Annotated in this window: 19 protein-coding genes (1 of these 19 only partly in view); 8 read left to right on the top strand and 11 right to left on the bottom strand. The window is 65.0% G+C overall.

Annotated features, from left to right (window positions below; translation table 11 throughout):
* Position 1: 1 nt before the first annotated feature.
* The 3 genes from KK137_RS12085 to KK137_RS12075 are packed head-to-tail and all read right to left on the bottom strand — an operon-like array spanning position 2 to position 1,769.
* Complete coding sequence (locus tag KK137_RS12085; protein ID WP_214536657.1) at positions 2-724, bottom strand: M48 family metallopeptidase; 723 nt, start codon at positions 722-724, stop codon at positions 2-4.
* Positions 721-1,164 carry a YcgN family cysteine cluster protein gene (locus KK137_RS12080; protein WP_214536656.1) on the bottom strand — a complete coding sequence of 148 codons (444 nt, stop codon included), beginning with the start codon at positions 1,162-1,164 and terminating at the stop codon, positions 721-723. The genes KK137_RS12085 and KK137_RS12080 overlap by 4 nt, the downstream gene beginning before the upstream one ends.
* The gene (locus KK137_RS12075) at positions 1,152-1,769 is read right to left on the bottom strand and encodes an SCO family protein (RefSeq protein WP_250893840.1); all 618 of its coding nucleotides are present in this window, start codon (positions 1,767-1,769) and stop codon (positions 1,152-1,154) included. The genes KK137_RS12080 and KK137_RS12075 overlap by 13 nt, the downstream gene beginning before the upstream one ends.
* Before the next feature lie 123 nt (positions 1,770-1,892).
* On the opposite strand from KK137_RS12075, the gene KK137_RS12070 reads away from it, so the two are divergent.
* The 5 genes from KK137_RS12070 (at position 1,893) to ssb (ending at position 5,845) form a co-directional block, all read left to right on the top strand.
* Entirely contained in the window at positions 1,893-2,477 is a 585-nt protein-coding gene (locus KK137_RS12070) for an ankyrin repeat domain-containing protein (protein ID WP_214536655.1), read from the top strand.
* 2 nt (positions 2,478-2,479) lie between these two features.
* Positions 2,480-3,133: a COQ9 family protein gene (locus KK137_RS12065; protein ID WP_214536654.1), complete on the top strand. Its 654-nt coding sequence runs from the start codon at positions 2,480-2,482 to the stop codon at positions 3,131-3,133.
* A 73-nt stretch (positions 3,134-3,206) separates the two neighbouring features.
* Positions 3,207-3,446 carry a FeoA family protein gene (locus tag KK137_RS12060; protein WP_214536653.1) on the top strand — a complete coding sequence of 80 codons (240 nt, stop codon included), beginning with the start codon at positions 3,207-3,209 and terminating at the stop codon, positions 3,444-3,446.
* A complete protein-coding gene (feoB, locus tag KK137_RS12055; RefSeq protein WP_214536652.1) occupies positions 3,443-5,296 on the top strand; it encodes a ferrous iron transporter B in 1,854 nt (617 codons plus the stop codon). The genes KK137_RS12060 and feoB overlap by 4 nt, the downstream gene beginning before the upstream one ends.
* A gap of 18 nt (positions 5,297-5,314) precedes the next feature.
* Complete coding sequence (gene ssb / locus KK137_RS12050) at positions 5,315-5,845, top strand: single-stranded DNA-binding protein (RefSeq protein ID WP_214536651.1); 531 nt, start codon at positions 5,315-5,317, stop codon at positions 5,843-5,845.
* An 8-nt stretch (positions 5,846-5,853) separates the two neighbouring features.
* Here ssb and KK137_RS12045 read toward each other — a convergent pair whose 3' ends face one another.
* Positions 5,854-6,363 (bottom strand): YceD family protein, encoded by a 510-nt coding sequence (locus tag KK137_RS12045; RefSeq protein WP_214536650.1) that lies wholly within the window; start codon positions 6,361-6,363, stop codon positions 5,854-5,856.
* On the bottom strand, positions 6,360-6,881 hold the full coding sequence (locus tag KK137_RS12040; protein ID WP_214536649.1) for a ubiquinol-cytochrome C chaperone family protein: 522 nt from the start codon (positions 6,879-6,881) through the stop codon (positions 6,360-6,362). The genes KK137_RS12045 and KK137_RS12040 overlap by 4 nt, the downstream gene beginning before the upstream one ends.
* A 123-nt stretch (positions 6,882-7,004) precedes the next feature.
* On the opposite strand from KK137_RS12040, the gene KK137_RS12035 reads away from it, so the two are divergent.
* Genes KK137_RS12035 through hslU form a run of 3 tightly spaced genes read left to right on the top strand, consistent with a single transcriptional unit; the run spans position 7,005 to position 9,427 of the window.
* Entirely contained in the window at positions 7,005-7,472 is a 468-nt protein-coding gene (locus KK137_RS12035) for an outer membrane protein assembly factor BamE (protein WP_214536648.1), read from the top strand.
* Positions 7,473-7,529: 57 nt separating this feature from the next.
* The gene (hslV, locus tag KK137_RS12030; protein WP_214536647.1) at positions 7,530-8,090 is read left to right on the top strand and encodes an ATP-dependent protease subunit HslV; all 561 of its coding nucleotides are present in this window, start codon (positions 7,530-7,532) and stop codon (positions 8,088-8,090) included.
* A 35-nt stretch (positions 8,091-8,125) separates the two neighbouring features.
* Positions 8,126-9,427: an ATP-dependent protease ATPase subunit HslU gene (gene hslU, locus KK137_RS12025; RefSeq protein ID WP_214536646.1), complete on the top strand. Its 1,302-nt coding sequence runs from the start codon at positions 8,126-8,128 to the stop codon at positions 9,425-9,427.
* Between the two features lie 8 nt (positions 9,428-9,435).
* On the opposite strand, the gene KK137_RS12020 is transcribed toward hslU, so the two are convergent.
* The 6 genes from KK137_RS12020 to KK137_RS11995 all read right to left on the bottom strand — a co-directional run.
* Positions 9,436-9,978 (bottom strand): hypothetical protein, encoded by a 543-nt coding sequence (locus KK137_RS12020; protein WP_214536645.1) that lies wholly within the window; start codon positions 9,976-9,978, stop codon positions 9,436-9,438.
* Positions 9,975-10,466 carry a hypothetical protein gene (locus KK137_RS12015; protein WP_214536644.1) on the bottom strand — a complete coding sequence of 164 codons (492 nt, stop codon included), beginning with the start codon at positions 10,464-10,466 and terminating at the stop codon, positions 9,975-9,977. The genes KK137_RS12020 and KK137_RS12015 overlap by 4 nt, the downstream gene beginning before the upstream one ends.
* Before the next feature lie 45 nt (positions 10,467-10,511).
* On the bottom strand, positions 10,512-11,033 hold the full coding sequence (locus KK137_RS12010; RefSeq protein ID WP_214536643.1) for a cytochrome c: 522 nt from the start codon (positions 11,031-11,033) through the stop codon (positions 10,512-10,514).
* Positions 11,034-11,108: 75 nt separating this feature from the next.
* A complete protein-coding gene (locus KK137_RS12005) occupies positions 11,109-12,947 on the bottom strand; it encodes an ABCB family ABC transporter ATP-binding protein/permease (RefSeq protein WP_214536642.1) in 1,839 nt (612 codons plus the stop codon).
* Between the two features lie 55 nt (positions 12,948-13,002).
* The gene (locus tag KK137_RS12000) at positions 13,003-13,905 is read right to left on the bottom strand and encodes a retropepsin-like aspartic protease (RefSeq protein ID WP_214536641.1); all 903 of its coding nucleotides are present in this window, start codon (positions 13,903-13,905) and stop codon (positions 13,003-13,005) included.
* Positions 13,906-14,073: 168 nt separating this feature from the next.
* Positions 14,074-14,301, bottom strand: partial view of a lipopolysaccharide biosynthesis protein gene (locus KK137_RS11995; RefSeq protein ID WP_214536640.1) — the end only. Its footprint extends 1,263 nt past the window's final position; only the last 228 of its 1,491 coding nucleotides appear in the window; its start codon lies beyond the right edge, outside the window; its stop codon occupies positions 14,074-14,076.

Below are 14,301 nucleotides of genomic sequence, written 5' to 3'. Positions count from 1 at the left end.
CCTATCCCAGGGCGGCGTAGAGGCCGCGACCCTCCAGCTTGAGCCAGCGGTCAGCGGCCCTGAGATCGCCCTCGAACAGGCGCGCCAGCAGCGCGTGGAAGGCCGGCGAATGGTCGAAATGAACCAAGTGCGCGACTTCGTGCGCCACCACCGAGCGACGGACCGTGTCCGGGGCCTGGATGAGCCGCCAGTTGATGCGGATGCAGCCTGCTCCCGAACAGCTCCCCCAGCGGCGTACAGCGCGCGAGAGGCGCAATTGCGGAACAGCCTGTCCGGCGAGCGCGCAGTAGTGGGCCAGATCGTCGCTCAGCAGCCGGAGCGCTTCGGCCTCGAGCCAGCGGCGGACTCGCGCGGTCACCGTTTCTCGCGGACCCCCAAGACGCAAGCGGTCCTCGCTGACAGCAGGCTTGCGCGGCAGTCCTGGTTCCCATTCGACCGAGAGCCGCACTCCGCGGAACAGCAGTGTCCCTCCCGGCACCGGCGGGCAGGAGTCGGGTACCGCGGCCAGCTGGCGCTCGAGCCAGTCGGAGCGGCTCTTGACGAACACCAGCGCGTCCATCGTGCGGCCCCACTGCGGCATGGTAATGCGCACTTCGCTGCCGTCGGGTGCCAGGCGCATCGTCATGCGCTTGGCGCGAGCATGACGGCGGATGGCGAGCGGAATCTCTTGTCCGCCGATCGTCACCTTCGGATCCTGGCGCTCCGGCCGCAGCCAGTCGATCATCCGCCCTCCCATTCGACGATATGGTGCTCGAGCGGTCCGGCGTCGTCCTCGCTCACTACCCGGCCAGAAACGCAAGCACCGGCCTGGATCATCGCGTCGTGGCTGCCGGTCAGGAGATAGTGCCAGTCAGGCAGCGGGCGCTCTTCCGCCCGTCGGCGGTAGGCGCAAGTCTCGGGGAGCCAGGTCACCTGTTTGACCAGCTTGGACGTCAGGCGCAGGCAGTCCGGGACGAAAGCCTTGCGGTGCTTATAGTCGCTGCAGCGGGCGGTCTGGGGATCCAGCAGACGACAGGCGACATTCGTCTCGATGACGTCGCCGGTTTCCTCATCCTCGATCTTGTGCAGGCAGCATCGACCGCAGCCGTCGCACAACGCTTCCCATTCGTCGCGATTGAGCGCTTCGAGCGGGAGTTCCCAAAAGCGGGTTCTCAGCTCACCCATCGTTCCAGTTCCGCAGCCACTTCGTCTGGGCCCTTTTCAACCGGGAGCAGTGCGATCGGCTCGCCTTTCCTGCCCATCAGGAAAGCGGCCCGGCTGTGATCCATAAGATAGCCACCGCTCTCGCTGGTTTCACCCTTGGTATAATACACCGCGAAAGCCTTGGCGGCTTGGGCAACCTGGTCCGGGGTTCCCGTCAGGCCCAGGAGGTCGTCGGAAAAGGCCGAAGTGAACTCGCCAACTACCTTCGGGGTATCGCGAGCCGGGTCGATGGTGATGAAGAGCGGCTGGACTTGCGCGGCCAACTCGGGCTCCGCCTTCTTGAACTGCTCGAACCCCTTCATCATTCGCTGGACGTCGAACGGGCAGATGTCCGGGCAATAGGCATAGCCGAAATAGACCATGCGGAACTTGCCGTCGAAGTCGCTCCAGCGGACCGTCTTGCCCTGCGCGTCGACGAGTTCGAACGGTCCTCCGATCTGGGCTCCGGCGAGCGGTGCCTCGGCAGCACGAGAGGTGGTCGAGGTGTCACATCCGGCAAGGGTGAGGGACAGCAACAGGCAAGTGGCGGCAATTGTACTACGGCAGGTCATGGTATCGATGTTCATGCTCTGCTAACGCCCGGTCGGCAAGGCCGGAGTCCCGAGGATGGACGGCCTGTCCGCATATTTGGATCGAGGAGATCGGGTTTGGCCCGGGGATTGCTACGACGTTCGACCGTCGGTGTGGTTATGGCGACAATTCTGGCGCTGGGCGCTCCTGCCGCGGCGCAGACGAAGTCCGACGGCTACAAGTTTCTCGACGCGGTGAAAGACAAGAACGCCAACGAAGTCGACACGCTTCTGCGCAAGCCCGGCTCGCAGGTGGTCAATTCGCGCGACCTCAGCAACGGTCGCACCGCACTTCATATCGTGGTCGACATGCGCGACGTGACGTGGATCAAATATCTTCTCAACCGCGGCGCCAATCCCAATACGGCCGACAATCGCGGCGTGACGCCGCTGATGCGGGCCAGCCAGCTCGGTTTCGTCGACGGGGTGGATGCCCTCGTGGCGGGCGGAGCTCGCGTCGACAATTCGAACGATGCGGGTGAAACCCCGTTGATCCTGGCGGTTCACCGCAAGGACACCAGCATGATGCGCGTCCTGCTCAAGGCCGGTGCCGATCCCGATCGCGCCGACAACTCCGGGCGGACGGCGCGAGACTACGCCCGGATCGACGGCGCCAACAGCGCTACCCTCGCGGAGATCGAAAGCAGCAAGGCGCCGGTCGGTGCCCGCACCGGCACCGGACAGACTTACGGCCCGAGTCTCTGACGATGGCTCAGGACGACCGCACGCTCGACGAGTTGCGGCTCGACCTCGCGCCGGAGATTGCGCGCGTCGCCGTATTCGACGGCTGGGGCGATCAAGCGCTGGAGCAGGCGGCGGCCAAGGCCGGAGTCGATCTCGCCGTGGCGCGGCTCGCCTTTCCCGGCGGGGCAATGGACATGATCGCTGCGTGGATTGCCTCGACCGATGCCAGGATGCAGGCCGCCTTTTCCGGCGGACAGCTTACTGGGTTCAAGATTCGCGACCGGATTCGCACCCTGCTGCAGTTTCGCCTCGATGCGGTGGCCGGGCAGGAAGAAGCCTTGCGGCGGGCGCTGGCCATCCAGGCTATGCCGCAAAACCTGGGGCGCACGATGAAGCTCGGCTGGAACAGCGCCGACCAGATGTGGCGCCTGGCCGGGGACACTGCGACCGACTACAACCACTACACCAAGCGTGCGCTGCTGGCCGGAATCTACACCGCGACCCTGGCAGTGTTCCTCGACGACACCAGCGAGGGCAAGGCGGAGACCAGGGCCTTCCTCGACCGACGGATCGAAGGCGTGATGAAGTTCGAGAAGGCCAAGGCGCGGGTATTCCGCGACCGAGAGGGCTTCGACGTCGCGCGATTCCTTGGCCGGCTTCGCTATCCTGCGCGTTAGCGGCTAAAGTTCTTACTGCGAGGCAGTTGCAATTACTGCCGCCATCTGGCACCCGCGTCGGGTGACTTCCAGCATGACACTCGATCTCCTGCCGGTGCGGCGACGCGCCGAAATCGTCTCCATCGATTGGGATGCGCTTGCGCCCGATGAAGCCAAGCGCCTGCAGGCGCTGGGTATCGACGAGGGCGCGCGCGTGGCGGTGGCTCATCGGGGCATTTTCGCCGGTCGTGACCCGATCGCGCTCCTGATCGGCCGCATGACCGTGGCCATCCGCCGCGCCCATGCCCGCGCCATGACGGTTGAGCTGATATGAGCCGCCAACTCACCGCCGCGCTCGTCGGCAACCCGAACTCGGGCAAAAGCGCGCTGTTCAACGCCCTGACCGGCGCGCGCCAGAAGATCGCCAACTACCCGGGTGTCACGGTGGAGAGGAAGGCCGGGCGGATGTACCTGCCGTCGGGAGAGCCGGTCGAACTGGTCGACCTCCCGGGCAGCTATGCGCTCGACGCCGCCAGCCCGGACGAAGAAGTGACTCGCCGGGTCGTGCTCGGAGAATTTCCGGGGGAGGCCAAGCCCGATGTCCTGATTATCGTGCTCGACGCGGCCAACCTCGAACAGCACCTCGTCTTCGCGCAGGAACTGATCGAGCTCGGTCGGCCGGTAGTCGTCGCGCTCAACATGATCGACCTCGCAGAGCGCGACGGAATCGTGCTCGACCCGGCGGCCCTGTCGCAATCGCTTGGCGTGCCCGTCGTCCCGACGGTCGCTGTGCGCAAGCGCGGGCTCGATGCGCTGCTGGAAGCTGTCGGCCAGGCCGAATCGCTGGCGGGCAAGGACATGCGCTCGCAGCCGCACCAGCATCTGACGCTTCAGGAGCGCCGCCTCGCCGCGCGCCACATGGCAGGCGGGGCGATTCTCAGCGAATCGGGCGTCCATCGGCTGCATGCGAGCCTCGACAAAGCCTTGCTGCACCCCTGGCTCGGCCCCCCGATCCTGTTTGCCTTGCTGTTCGTGATCTTTCAGGCCGTGTTCGCCTGGGCGACGCCCTTTGCCGACGCTCTCGATGGCGGGGTGAGCGCGCTGATCGACTTCACCAACCAAAACATGCCGGCCGGTATCGTGCGCGATTTCCTGACCCAGGGCGTGCTCTCGGGCGTGGGCTCTGTGGTAGTGTTCCTGCCGCAGATCGTGATCCTGTTCGCTTTCATCCTGGTGATGGAGCAGTCGGGCTACATGGCCCGCGCGGCTTTCATCATGGACCGGCTGATGGCCTCGGTCGGGCTTTCGGGACGCAGCTTCATTCCGCTGCTCTCGAGCTTCGCCTGCGCGATTCCCGGCATCATGGCGACGCGCGCGATCGCCGACCCCAAGGACCGGCTGACGACGATCCTGATAGCGCCGCTGATGACCTGCTCAGCTCGCCTGCCGGTCTATGCGGTGATCATCGGCGCTTTCATTCCAGCGACCACCATCGGCTGGGGAATCGGCTTGCAGGGACTGGTGCTGTTCTCGCTCTATGTGGCGGGCATCATCGGGGCGATGGTGGCGGCCCTGGTGCTGCGCCGTACGGTGACCAAGGGTTCCGCTTCGGGCTTCATCATGGAGTTGCCGAAGTACCAATGGCCGCCGCTGCGCGATCTGGCGATCGGGCTGTGGCAGCGCGCCTGGGTCTTCCTCCGCCGCGCCGGGACGATCATCTTCACCGTTACGGTAGTGCTGTGGGTCTTGCTCAGCTTTCCCAAGGCCGAGCCCGGCGAAAGCCAGTCCGAAGCAAGCATCGCCGGCCACATCGCCAGTGGGCTCGAAGTTATCGTGAGGCCGATCGGCTTCAATCACGAGATCGCGCTGTCGCTAATCCCGGCGATGGCCGCGCGCGAAGTCGCGGTGGCCTCGCTGGCGACGACTTACGCCGTCGATGCCGAGGACGAGGACGTCGCGGCGCAGGGCCTGATTCCGAAGCTGCAGAACAGCTGGACCCTGCCTACCGCACTCGCCTTCCTTGCCTGGTTCGTGTTCGCCCCGCAGTGCCTCTCGACCATCGCAGTTGCCCGGCGCGAAACGAATGGGTGGAAATGGCCCCTATTCATGCTGGGATATCTGTTCGCGCTGGCCTACGTGTTCGCCGGAATCACCTACTGGCTGGCGGTCGCCGCTGGCCTCTAGTTCGGCAGAGGAAAATTCATGGCAGGCAGCGTCAACAAGGTCATTCTGATCGGGAACCTGGGTCAGGACCCGGAAGTGAAGAGCTTCCAGAACGGCGGCCGCATCGCCAACCTGCGCATCGCGACGTCCGAGACCTGGAAGGACAAGCAGACCGGAGAACGCAAGGAGCGGACCGAGTGGCACACCGTCGTGCTACAGTCGGACGGTCTCGTCGGTGTCGCCGAGCGGTTCTTGCGCAAGGGCTCCAAGGTCTACATCGAAGGCCAGCTGCGCACCCGCAAGTGGCAGGACCAGTCGGGCAACGATCGCTACAGCACCGAGGTCTCGGTCGGCGGGATCGGCGGGGTCCTGACCATGCTCGATGGCGCCCAGGGCGGCGGCGGTGGTGGTGGCGGCCAGCGCAGCGGTGGCGACTGGGGAGATCGGGGCGGTTCGTCCTCGGGCGGCGCCAGCAGCAGTGGCGGCTCGAGTTGGAATCAGGGCGGTGGCTCTTCGTCGGGTGGCGGCAGCAGCTTCAGCGACGACCTCGACGACGACATCCCCTTCTGAACGGGGCGCTAGTCGCCCTTCTTCAACGCGGCGAGCGCCCCGAACGGCCCGCTCGACGCTTCGTCCAGCAACCCGGCCTCCTTGCGAGCGCGATCAGCGTTGGGGCCGGTGGCGTAGGGATCAATCGCCAGCACCAGGCTTTGCGCCACGGCTTCGCCCAGGTCGATCGACTGGCCCGAGTAAGCGATCTCGTCGAGATCGCCGGCGTCCAGCTCCAGCTCTTCCTCGTCGATGGGCGTTTCGGGAACGAAGCGAAAGGTCAGCGGCTCGTCGATCGTCACCGGCAGGTCTTCGCCGGAGATCGCGCAGCTTTGCACGATCGCCGCTTGCAGGCGTCCGTTCGCGTTGATCGCCTCTCCGTCGGCTTGCAGGTTCAGCGTGGCCTGAAGCGATCCTATCGAGACCAGGCCGAACCGCCGGGCCAGCGCCTTGCGCTCGCCCTCGGTGGCATTGAGTTCGATCGCCCCTTCGGCGAAATGCCGCAGGTCGATGGGGCGAGAGAATTCCGGCGCGGTCACAGGCCGATTTCCCCCGCGAGCAGCCCCTTGCTGTCGAGCGCGCAGAGCTTGTCGTAGAAGCCGCGCAACCGGTGGGCGAGGCTGTCGGGCGGACTGCTCTCGTCCACCAGCGTCACGTTGCGCGCCAGCGCGTCCGCCAAAGCCGCATCCTCGCCGGTCTTCAGCGCCTCGCGGAAGGCGCCGAGCCGTCCGCCGAGCACCGACATGAGCTTGCCCATGTGCTTGCCGACGACCAGGTCGCCGACACCCGTCTCGCGCAACTGGCCGTCCATGTCGGCGACGAACAGTTCGGTCAGCAAGGCCGATTCGCTGGCAAATATCCGGTCGCGTTCCAACCGCAGCAACACGATGGCCAGAATCGCCGTGATCATGTCGAACCGCCCCGCCACGGTGTCCGCCACGCCGTTTTGGCGATAAAACTCAGGATCGCGCGAAAGCTCGACCACGCGGTGCCATAACGGGCGCAGCGCTTCGCGAGGATCGTTTCCGGGGCGAAGGAAGCGTTTAAGCAGGGACATGGGGGACTAAAGCCATTCGTTCAGCGGTTATTCAATGGGCCGGCCGCACCCGCCATTGCTTGACGAAGCGGGAGCCCGTAAGGCTCCGGCCCAGATAGTGGCCCGAAGCGGAGAAGTCGAGGAATGGCGGGTAAGTGGCGCATCGGGATAATTCTGGGCGCATCGGTGCTCACGAGTGGATGCATCAATTCGATCGCGACGCACCGCGGCTACCTCAACGACGAGGTGCTGCTGCAATCCGTCCAGCCCGGTATCGACAACCGCCAGTCGGTTGAGCGCACGCTGGGGCGGCCGAGCTTGCAGAGCGAGTACGGACAGCCGGTGTGGTACTACATCGCCAGCACGACGATGCAGAAGCCCTTCGGCACGCCGCGCATCGCTGAACATTCGGTTACCGCGGTCCGCTTCGACGACGCCGGAAACGTGGTCGAAGTGAAGCGCACCGGGCTCGACGAAGTCGCCTATCTCAGCCCTGATGCCGACAAGACGCCGACGCTCGGCCGTGAACGCGGGTTCCTGGAAGACCTGTTCGGCAACATCGGACAGGTTGGCATGGGCGGTGCGGCGACTGGCGGCGGCGCCGGCAACTGATCCAGGCACGGCGGCGCTCGCTTGAAGCGCCGCCAGGTCTTGCCCATATCTTCGTCCATGGACGATAGAGAGGGACGCCACGGCCTCATTCCGTGGCACGGCACTACCATCATTGGCGTCAGCAGGGGCGGCAAGACTGTCATCGCGGGTGACGGCCAGGTTTCCATGGGCAACACGGTGATGAAGCCCAACGCCCGCAAAGTCCGCAGGCTTGGCGAAGGCGGCAAGGTCATTGCCGGGTTCGCCGGTGCCACCGCCGATGCCTTCACCCTGTTCGAGCGGCTCGAAAAGAAGCTCGAGCAGTACTCCGGCCAGCTCCTGCGCGCCGCGGTCGAACTCGCCAAGGATTGGCGAACCGACAAATATCTCCGTAACCTCGAAGCGCTGATGATCGTGGCCGACAAGGACACGCTGCTGGTGCTCACCGGCAATGGCGACGTGCTCGAACCTGAAGGCGGCATTGCCGCGATCGGTTCGGGTGGCAATTACGCCTTGTCCGCCGCGCGCGCGCTCGCCGATTACGAAGACGATGCCGAAACGATCGCTCGCAAGGCCATGGCCGTCGCGGCCGAGATCTGCGTTTTCACCAACGACCGCGTCACGGTCGAAACGATCTAGCTCCCTTCCGCGAGCGGAATGGGACTGAGGAACACATGAACGATCACCTGACCCCCAAGGCGATAGTCGCCGCATTGGACGAACACATCATCGGACAGGCCGAAGCCAAGCGCGCGGTCGCCGTGGCGCTGCGCAACCGTTGGCGCCGCCAGCGCCTCTCGCCGGAACTGCGCGACGAGGTCACGCCGAAGAACATCCTGATGATCGGTCCCACGGGCTGCGGCAAGACCGAGATCAGCCGCCGCCTGGCCAAGCTGGCCGACGCTCCCTTCGTAAAAGTCGAAGCGACCAAGTTCACCGAGGTCGGCTACGTCGGCCGCGATGTGGAGCAGATCGCTCGCGACCTGGCCGAAGAGGCCATCCGGCTGGAGAAGGACCGCCGTCGCGAGGCGGTGCGTGATTCAGCGAGCAAGGCCGCGATGGATCGCCTGCTAAAGGCGCTCGTCGGCGAGAACGCCAGCGAAGCGACGCGCGAGAGCTTCCGCCAGCGCATCGTCGAGAACGCGATGAACGACGTTGAAGTCGAGGTTGAGGTCGAGGACGTGCCGCAGAACTCGTTCGAGCTTCCCGGCATGGGCGGCAACGTCGGCATGATCAATCTCAGCGAGATGATGGGCAAGGCGTTCGGAAAACAGAACCTCAAGCGCCGCAAGCTCAAGGTACCCGACGCGTGGGACAAGCTGGTCGACGAAGAAGCCGAGAAGCGCATGGACCAGGACGACGTCGCTCGCGTGGCGCTCGCCAATGCCGAAGCGAACGGGATCGTCTTCCTTGACGAGATCGACAAGATCGCCGTCTCCGACGTGCGGGGTGGATCGGTCAGCCGCGAAGGCGTGCAGCGGGATCTCCTGCCCTTGATCGAGGGAACCACGGTTGCCACCAAGTACGGCCCGATGAAGACCGATCACGTGCTCTTCATCGGTAGCGGCGCGTTCCATCTCGCCAAGCCTTCGGACATGCTCCCCGAGCTCCAGGGCCGCTTGCCGATTCGCGTCGAGTTGAAGGCGCTGACGGAGGAAGACTTCGTTTCGATCCTGTCGGACACCCGCGCCAACTTGGTCCAGCAATACCGTGCCCTGCTCGGGACTGAAAAGGTCGTGGTCGACGTGACGGCCGACGCTATCCGCGAGATTGCCCGGATCGCCGCACAGGTGAACGAGACCGTCGAGAATATCGGCGCCCGCCGCTTGCAGACCGTCATGGAAAAGCTGTTCGAGGATCTCAGCTTCGAAGCCGAGGACCGCAAAGGCGATTCGGTGGTGATCGACGCCGGCTACGTTCGCGAACGATTGGCCGGGCTGGCCCAGGACGCCGACCTCAGCAAGTACGTGCTCTAGCTAAGGTCTCATCCGCACCAGGCGCACCAGAACCAGCTAGGGGGCCGAAACGCGGTAATTACCCGACCGGCCGTGATTACACCCATCCAGCTCAGCAGCGAGACGGCGGCAAACACCTTTGCCGCCGCTGGCGGGTTGTCGTCCGGGCCCAGCAGGGCGAGGCGGCGCGAGGTGGTGAGGTAGAACAGCACCATGTTCGCGCCCGCTACGCCGAGCAGCGCCATCTTCACCTGCCAGGCGGGATTGTAGAGGTACTGGTCTGGCGCGGAGATGACGAACAGGAACCCCGTCGCGGCGCAGAGCAGGAAGCCGAGTACGCCGAAGGGTACCAGCCGGTGTAGGGCCGGCAGCGAAATCCCGCGCACGAAGCCGATCATCCGCAAGTCGAACATTCCGACTGCGCCGAACAGCAGGCAGATGCCGAAGAAGTGGACGATCTCCGCGATCGGCCAGCCCCAGGCGGAGTTCATTACATCGTAGAAGCCGCTGTCGATCGCCCAGATGACCATGCCGACGGGATCGAAGATCGGATCGTGCGGCAGACCGGTCACAGGTCGCTCGTGAGCAGCATGGTATTGGTGTAGAGCAACAGCTTGCCGCAGGCGACGCCGGCCAGCCACAACGTGAGCGATCCGGCGGCGAGCCAGCGGGCGTTCCGCGGCACGGGATTACCGGCGGCCGCAGCGGGGAAAACTTCGCGGGCGATCTGCCGCACCAGCAACGCTGCGGCGATAAGGCAGGCGAACTTGAGCGCGAAGATCCAGTTGGTCAGCGCCTTCGCGGGATAGCCGGCCAGCAAGCCGAGGCCCGAGACGATCGCCATCGTTGCACCCACTCCCATCCACGGCAGGAAGGCGGCGAACCGTTCGAGGCGCGCACCGGACGCGACCCCCAGTACCCGCAGCGAGATCGCGATCCCTCCACCGACCAGAAAGGCCATGCCCAGCGCATGGAAGATCAGCAGGACGAAATAGGCATAGAGGTCTTCCCGCACGAAGACGGAAAGCGATGTTTGCTCGATCCAGGCTAGTGTTCCCATCGTCCCCCCTGGCGCAGACTGCCACGCCAGGGCGGTGATGACCAGCTATTCGCCGTACCAGTATTGGGCGTGACAAGCCTCGCAAACGGCGTCCATCTCGCTCACCAGGGTGCCGGTGGCGGCAACGTCGCGAGCCTTGGCCGCTGCGACCAGTTTCTCCGAATGCTCGGCAAAGGCGACGGCCTTCGCCCGGAAGCCGGCCGGATCGGCGTCGAGCTGGTGCTGGACGTGATCCATCGAGACCTGGTCTTCGCTTACGGTGCGGTTGTTGGGGCCGGCTGCGACCGGGCTTTGCCAGGTCGCCATCGTCCTGCCGGCTTCGGCCAGCCGTCCGGCGGAGTAGGCCAGGTTGTCGAACTTGGCCTCGTCCATCTGCGCTGCGTCGAGTCCACCGTTCTCGTCCATCGCGTTATTGGTGATTTCCCAGATCGCCAGCATCGAGGGATTGACGTTCTGGGTCATCGCGATCCGCACGTTGGTGATCGTGGGGTCCTGGGCAAGCGCGGTTGCGGCTACGAACGCCAGCGCGGCGGAGGCGACGAGAGTGGGGAGTCTGATCATGGCCATGTGATAGTCCCTGTTCCTGGCGGTCTCGTTGATTCTACTCAAACTTGTGCCGTTTCCCTTACACTATTTGAGCACTCATTCGGCCGCCTCGTCCAGCACCTCCTCGCGCTCGGCGAGCTGGCGGTTCCACATCTCGGCATAGAGCCCGTCGAGCCGCAGGAGGTCGGAGTGGGAGCCGCTCTCGGCCAGGCGGCCGTGGTCGAGGACGAAAATCCTGTCCGCGTCGGCAATCGTCGAAAGCCGGTGGGCGATGGCAAGGCTGGTGCGATGCTCGGACACTCGGTGCAGGGTGGTCAGGATGTCCTGCTCGGTACGAGTGTCAAGCGCGCTGGTCGCTTCGTCGAGCAGCAGGATCGGCGGATTCTTGAGCAGGGTTCGGGCAATGGCCACTCGCTGCTTCTCGCCCCCCGAAAGCTTGAGCCCGCGTTCGCCGACCTCGGTGTCGAAGCCTTGCGGCAACATTTCGATGAACGGCAGGATCGCCGCATCGCGCGCCGCGGCCGCCACGAGCTCCTGGCTTGCCCCGCTGCGGCCATAGGCGATGTTGTAGCCGATCGTGTCGTTGAACAGCACGCTGTCCTGCGGGACGATCCCGAGTTGGGCGCGCAGGCTCTCCTGAGTCACTTCGGCAATGTCCTGCCCATCGATCAGGATGCGGCCGGACCAGGGGTCGTAAAAGCGGAAGAGGAGCCGCCCGATCGTCGACTTGCCGGCGCCGGAGGGCCCGACGATCGCGACATGCGCTCCGGCGGGCACCTCGAAGCTCAGGCCGTGCAGGATCTCGCGGTCGCGCTCATAGCCGAAGACGACGTTGTCGAATGCCACGGTCGGACGCTGTATGACCAGCGCCGGAGCGCCCGGTGCGTCCTGCACCTCGATCTGGGTGTCGATCAGGCGGAACATCTGCGCCATGTCGATCAGACCCTGGCGAATCGTGCGATAGACCCAGCCGAGCATGTCGAGCGGGCGGAAAAGCTGCATCAGGTAGGTATTGATCAGGACCAGCGAGCCGACGCTCAGGCGCCCCTCGTGCCAACCCCATACCGTGAAGGCCATCGCCCCGCCCATCATAAGGTTCATGATCAGGGCCTGGGCGATATTGAGCAGGCCAAGCGAATTCTCGCTCTTGATCGCAGCCTCGGCATAGGCACGCGTCGCCGACCCGAAGCGCTCCAGCTCTCGCTTCTCGGCGCCGAAGTACTTGACCGTCTCGTAATTCAGCAGCGAGTCCACCGCGCGGGCCAGGGCCAGCCCGTCGAGGTCGTTCATCTGCATCCGCAGCTTGGTCCGCCACTCGGTGATCGTCCGCGTGACCCAGATATAGGAAGCGACGGTCACCGCCGTGGCCAGCACCACTTCCCAGCCGAACTTGACGTAGAAGATGGCCGCCACGACCACCATCTCGACCGCTGTCGGTGCGATGTTGAAGAGCAGGAAGTAGACCATCGTGTTGATGCTCTTCGACCCGCGTTCGACGATCTTGGTCACCTCGCCCGTGCGACGGCTCAGGTGGAAGCGCAACGACAGCCCATGCAGCCGCGCGAACACGTCCTCGGTCAGCTGCCGCACGGCATCCTGTCCGACGCGTTCGAAAATGATGTTGCGAACGTTGTCGAAGATCACCGTCGCCAAGCGCCCCGCGGCATAGGCCGTGACCAGGCCGAGGGCCACCCACATGGCTTCATCGCCACGCGCCGCCATCGCGTCGATCGCGCCGGCATAGGCAAACGGCAGGGTGAGCACGACGATCTTGGCAATGAGCACGAAGAACGCCGCCCACCCGATCCGCCAGCGCAGGTCGGGACGGTCTTTCGGCCACAGATAAGGAAGGAAGCGCCGGACCGTGCCCCAGCCGGCCCAGTCCTTCGCGCCTTCCGACGCGCTGTCTTTCGATGGGGTGGTGGAATTATTCATCGCGCATCAGGTGGGGCCCCTTATGGCCCGCGGCAATGAACAAATGCTATTGGCTCTATGAGCCGCGCGGCATGTCGAACAGGACGCGACGGGACTGGAAGTCGATCGCCACGCGCCTGAACAGCTTGAGCTCCGACATCCCGAGTACCAGCGCCGGCCTGTCGCTCAGGCCCAGCGAATGGAACGACGGGGAGTCCGCGAACATGACCGCCAGGTTCGAAAGCTTCGCTCGTCCGAGGTCGAGTTCATTCGCAATCCGGATCGTCCCTGCCATGGCGACCCCGTTGATATCGGTCAGCTCGGTCTCGCCCAGATGGCGGCCGCGGCGCAGCCGAGCCTGCAGCGCCGGATTTCCGATGCTGCCTTGCGCGCCGGTGTCGACGATCACCGCCACCGGAATACCGTCGAGGCGCGCGCTGGTGATGATCAGCTGGCCGAGCTTGCTGCGGGCCTTGACGATGATCTCAAAGCCCCGGTTACCTCCCAACTGGTCGGCATCGGCAACCGACATCTCCTTCTTGATGAAGTCGATCAGCACGCGCTGGTTCTGCAAGCTGTCCAGCCCGAGGATGCCATCCGCTCCGCCGATGTGCTCGCCTTCGATCACCGGTGCGTTCTCGATATAGAAGTTCCTGCTGCCGAGCCTCACGTCGGCGATCGGCGTCGTCTCGACTTGCCGGCGGCTCGCCATGCCGACCAGGGTCGCCTCGTCGCGGTCGAATAATTGCAGGCGGTCGGCCAGGTCGCGCGACACCACGGTCGCTTGCGCACCGGTGTCGATCATGAACTGGAACGGTCCGTTTTCGCCGATCGTGACCGGGACGGTCATGCGGCGATAGCGCTCGTCCTCGAGGTTGATGATCTCGACTTCCGGGATGTCGTCGCCGCTCTCCTGCGCGGACGCTCCGCTCAGGCCGGTGACCAGCGTGATGGCGGCGGCTAGGTGTTGCCAGCCCATTCTCTCTCCCGCACCCGGCCGAGGGGGCCGAGCCACGTGGGCATCATACCACAAGACCCACCTTGCACAAAGCGCGCCAGACGCGTTCGGCTGCGAGCCTTACGCCCGGCGAATCACGATAGCCGGTGTCCGCGTTGCGATGGACTCATCCCTTCCGTCGGCGCGGCCTCAATTCCCCGTCCCGCGGGCCCGGCTGCGTACGATCATCTCCCAGTTCCGCCGCACTACCTCGGGCCAGAACAGCCAGAGGGTGATGGCGTAGACCGTTCCCCCGAATGCGGAGAGCAACGCCAACCGCGCGAAGGCGGGAAAGGGTCCGATCATGCGATCAAGTGCAATGACGGCCAAGGCCATGAGGCCGCATCCCACGATTGCCGGAAGCATCGCCTTGGCCAG

It is taken from the genome of Croceibacterium selenioxidans (assembly GCF_018599195.1).
GTDB lineage: Bacteria > Pseudomonadota > Alphaproteobacteria > Sphingomonadales > Sphingomonadaceae > Croceibacterium_A > Croceibacterium_A selenioxidans.
Note: the sequence above shows the minus strand (reverse complement) of the source record. Positions and strands in the feature narration are given on the sequence as shown.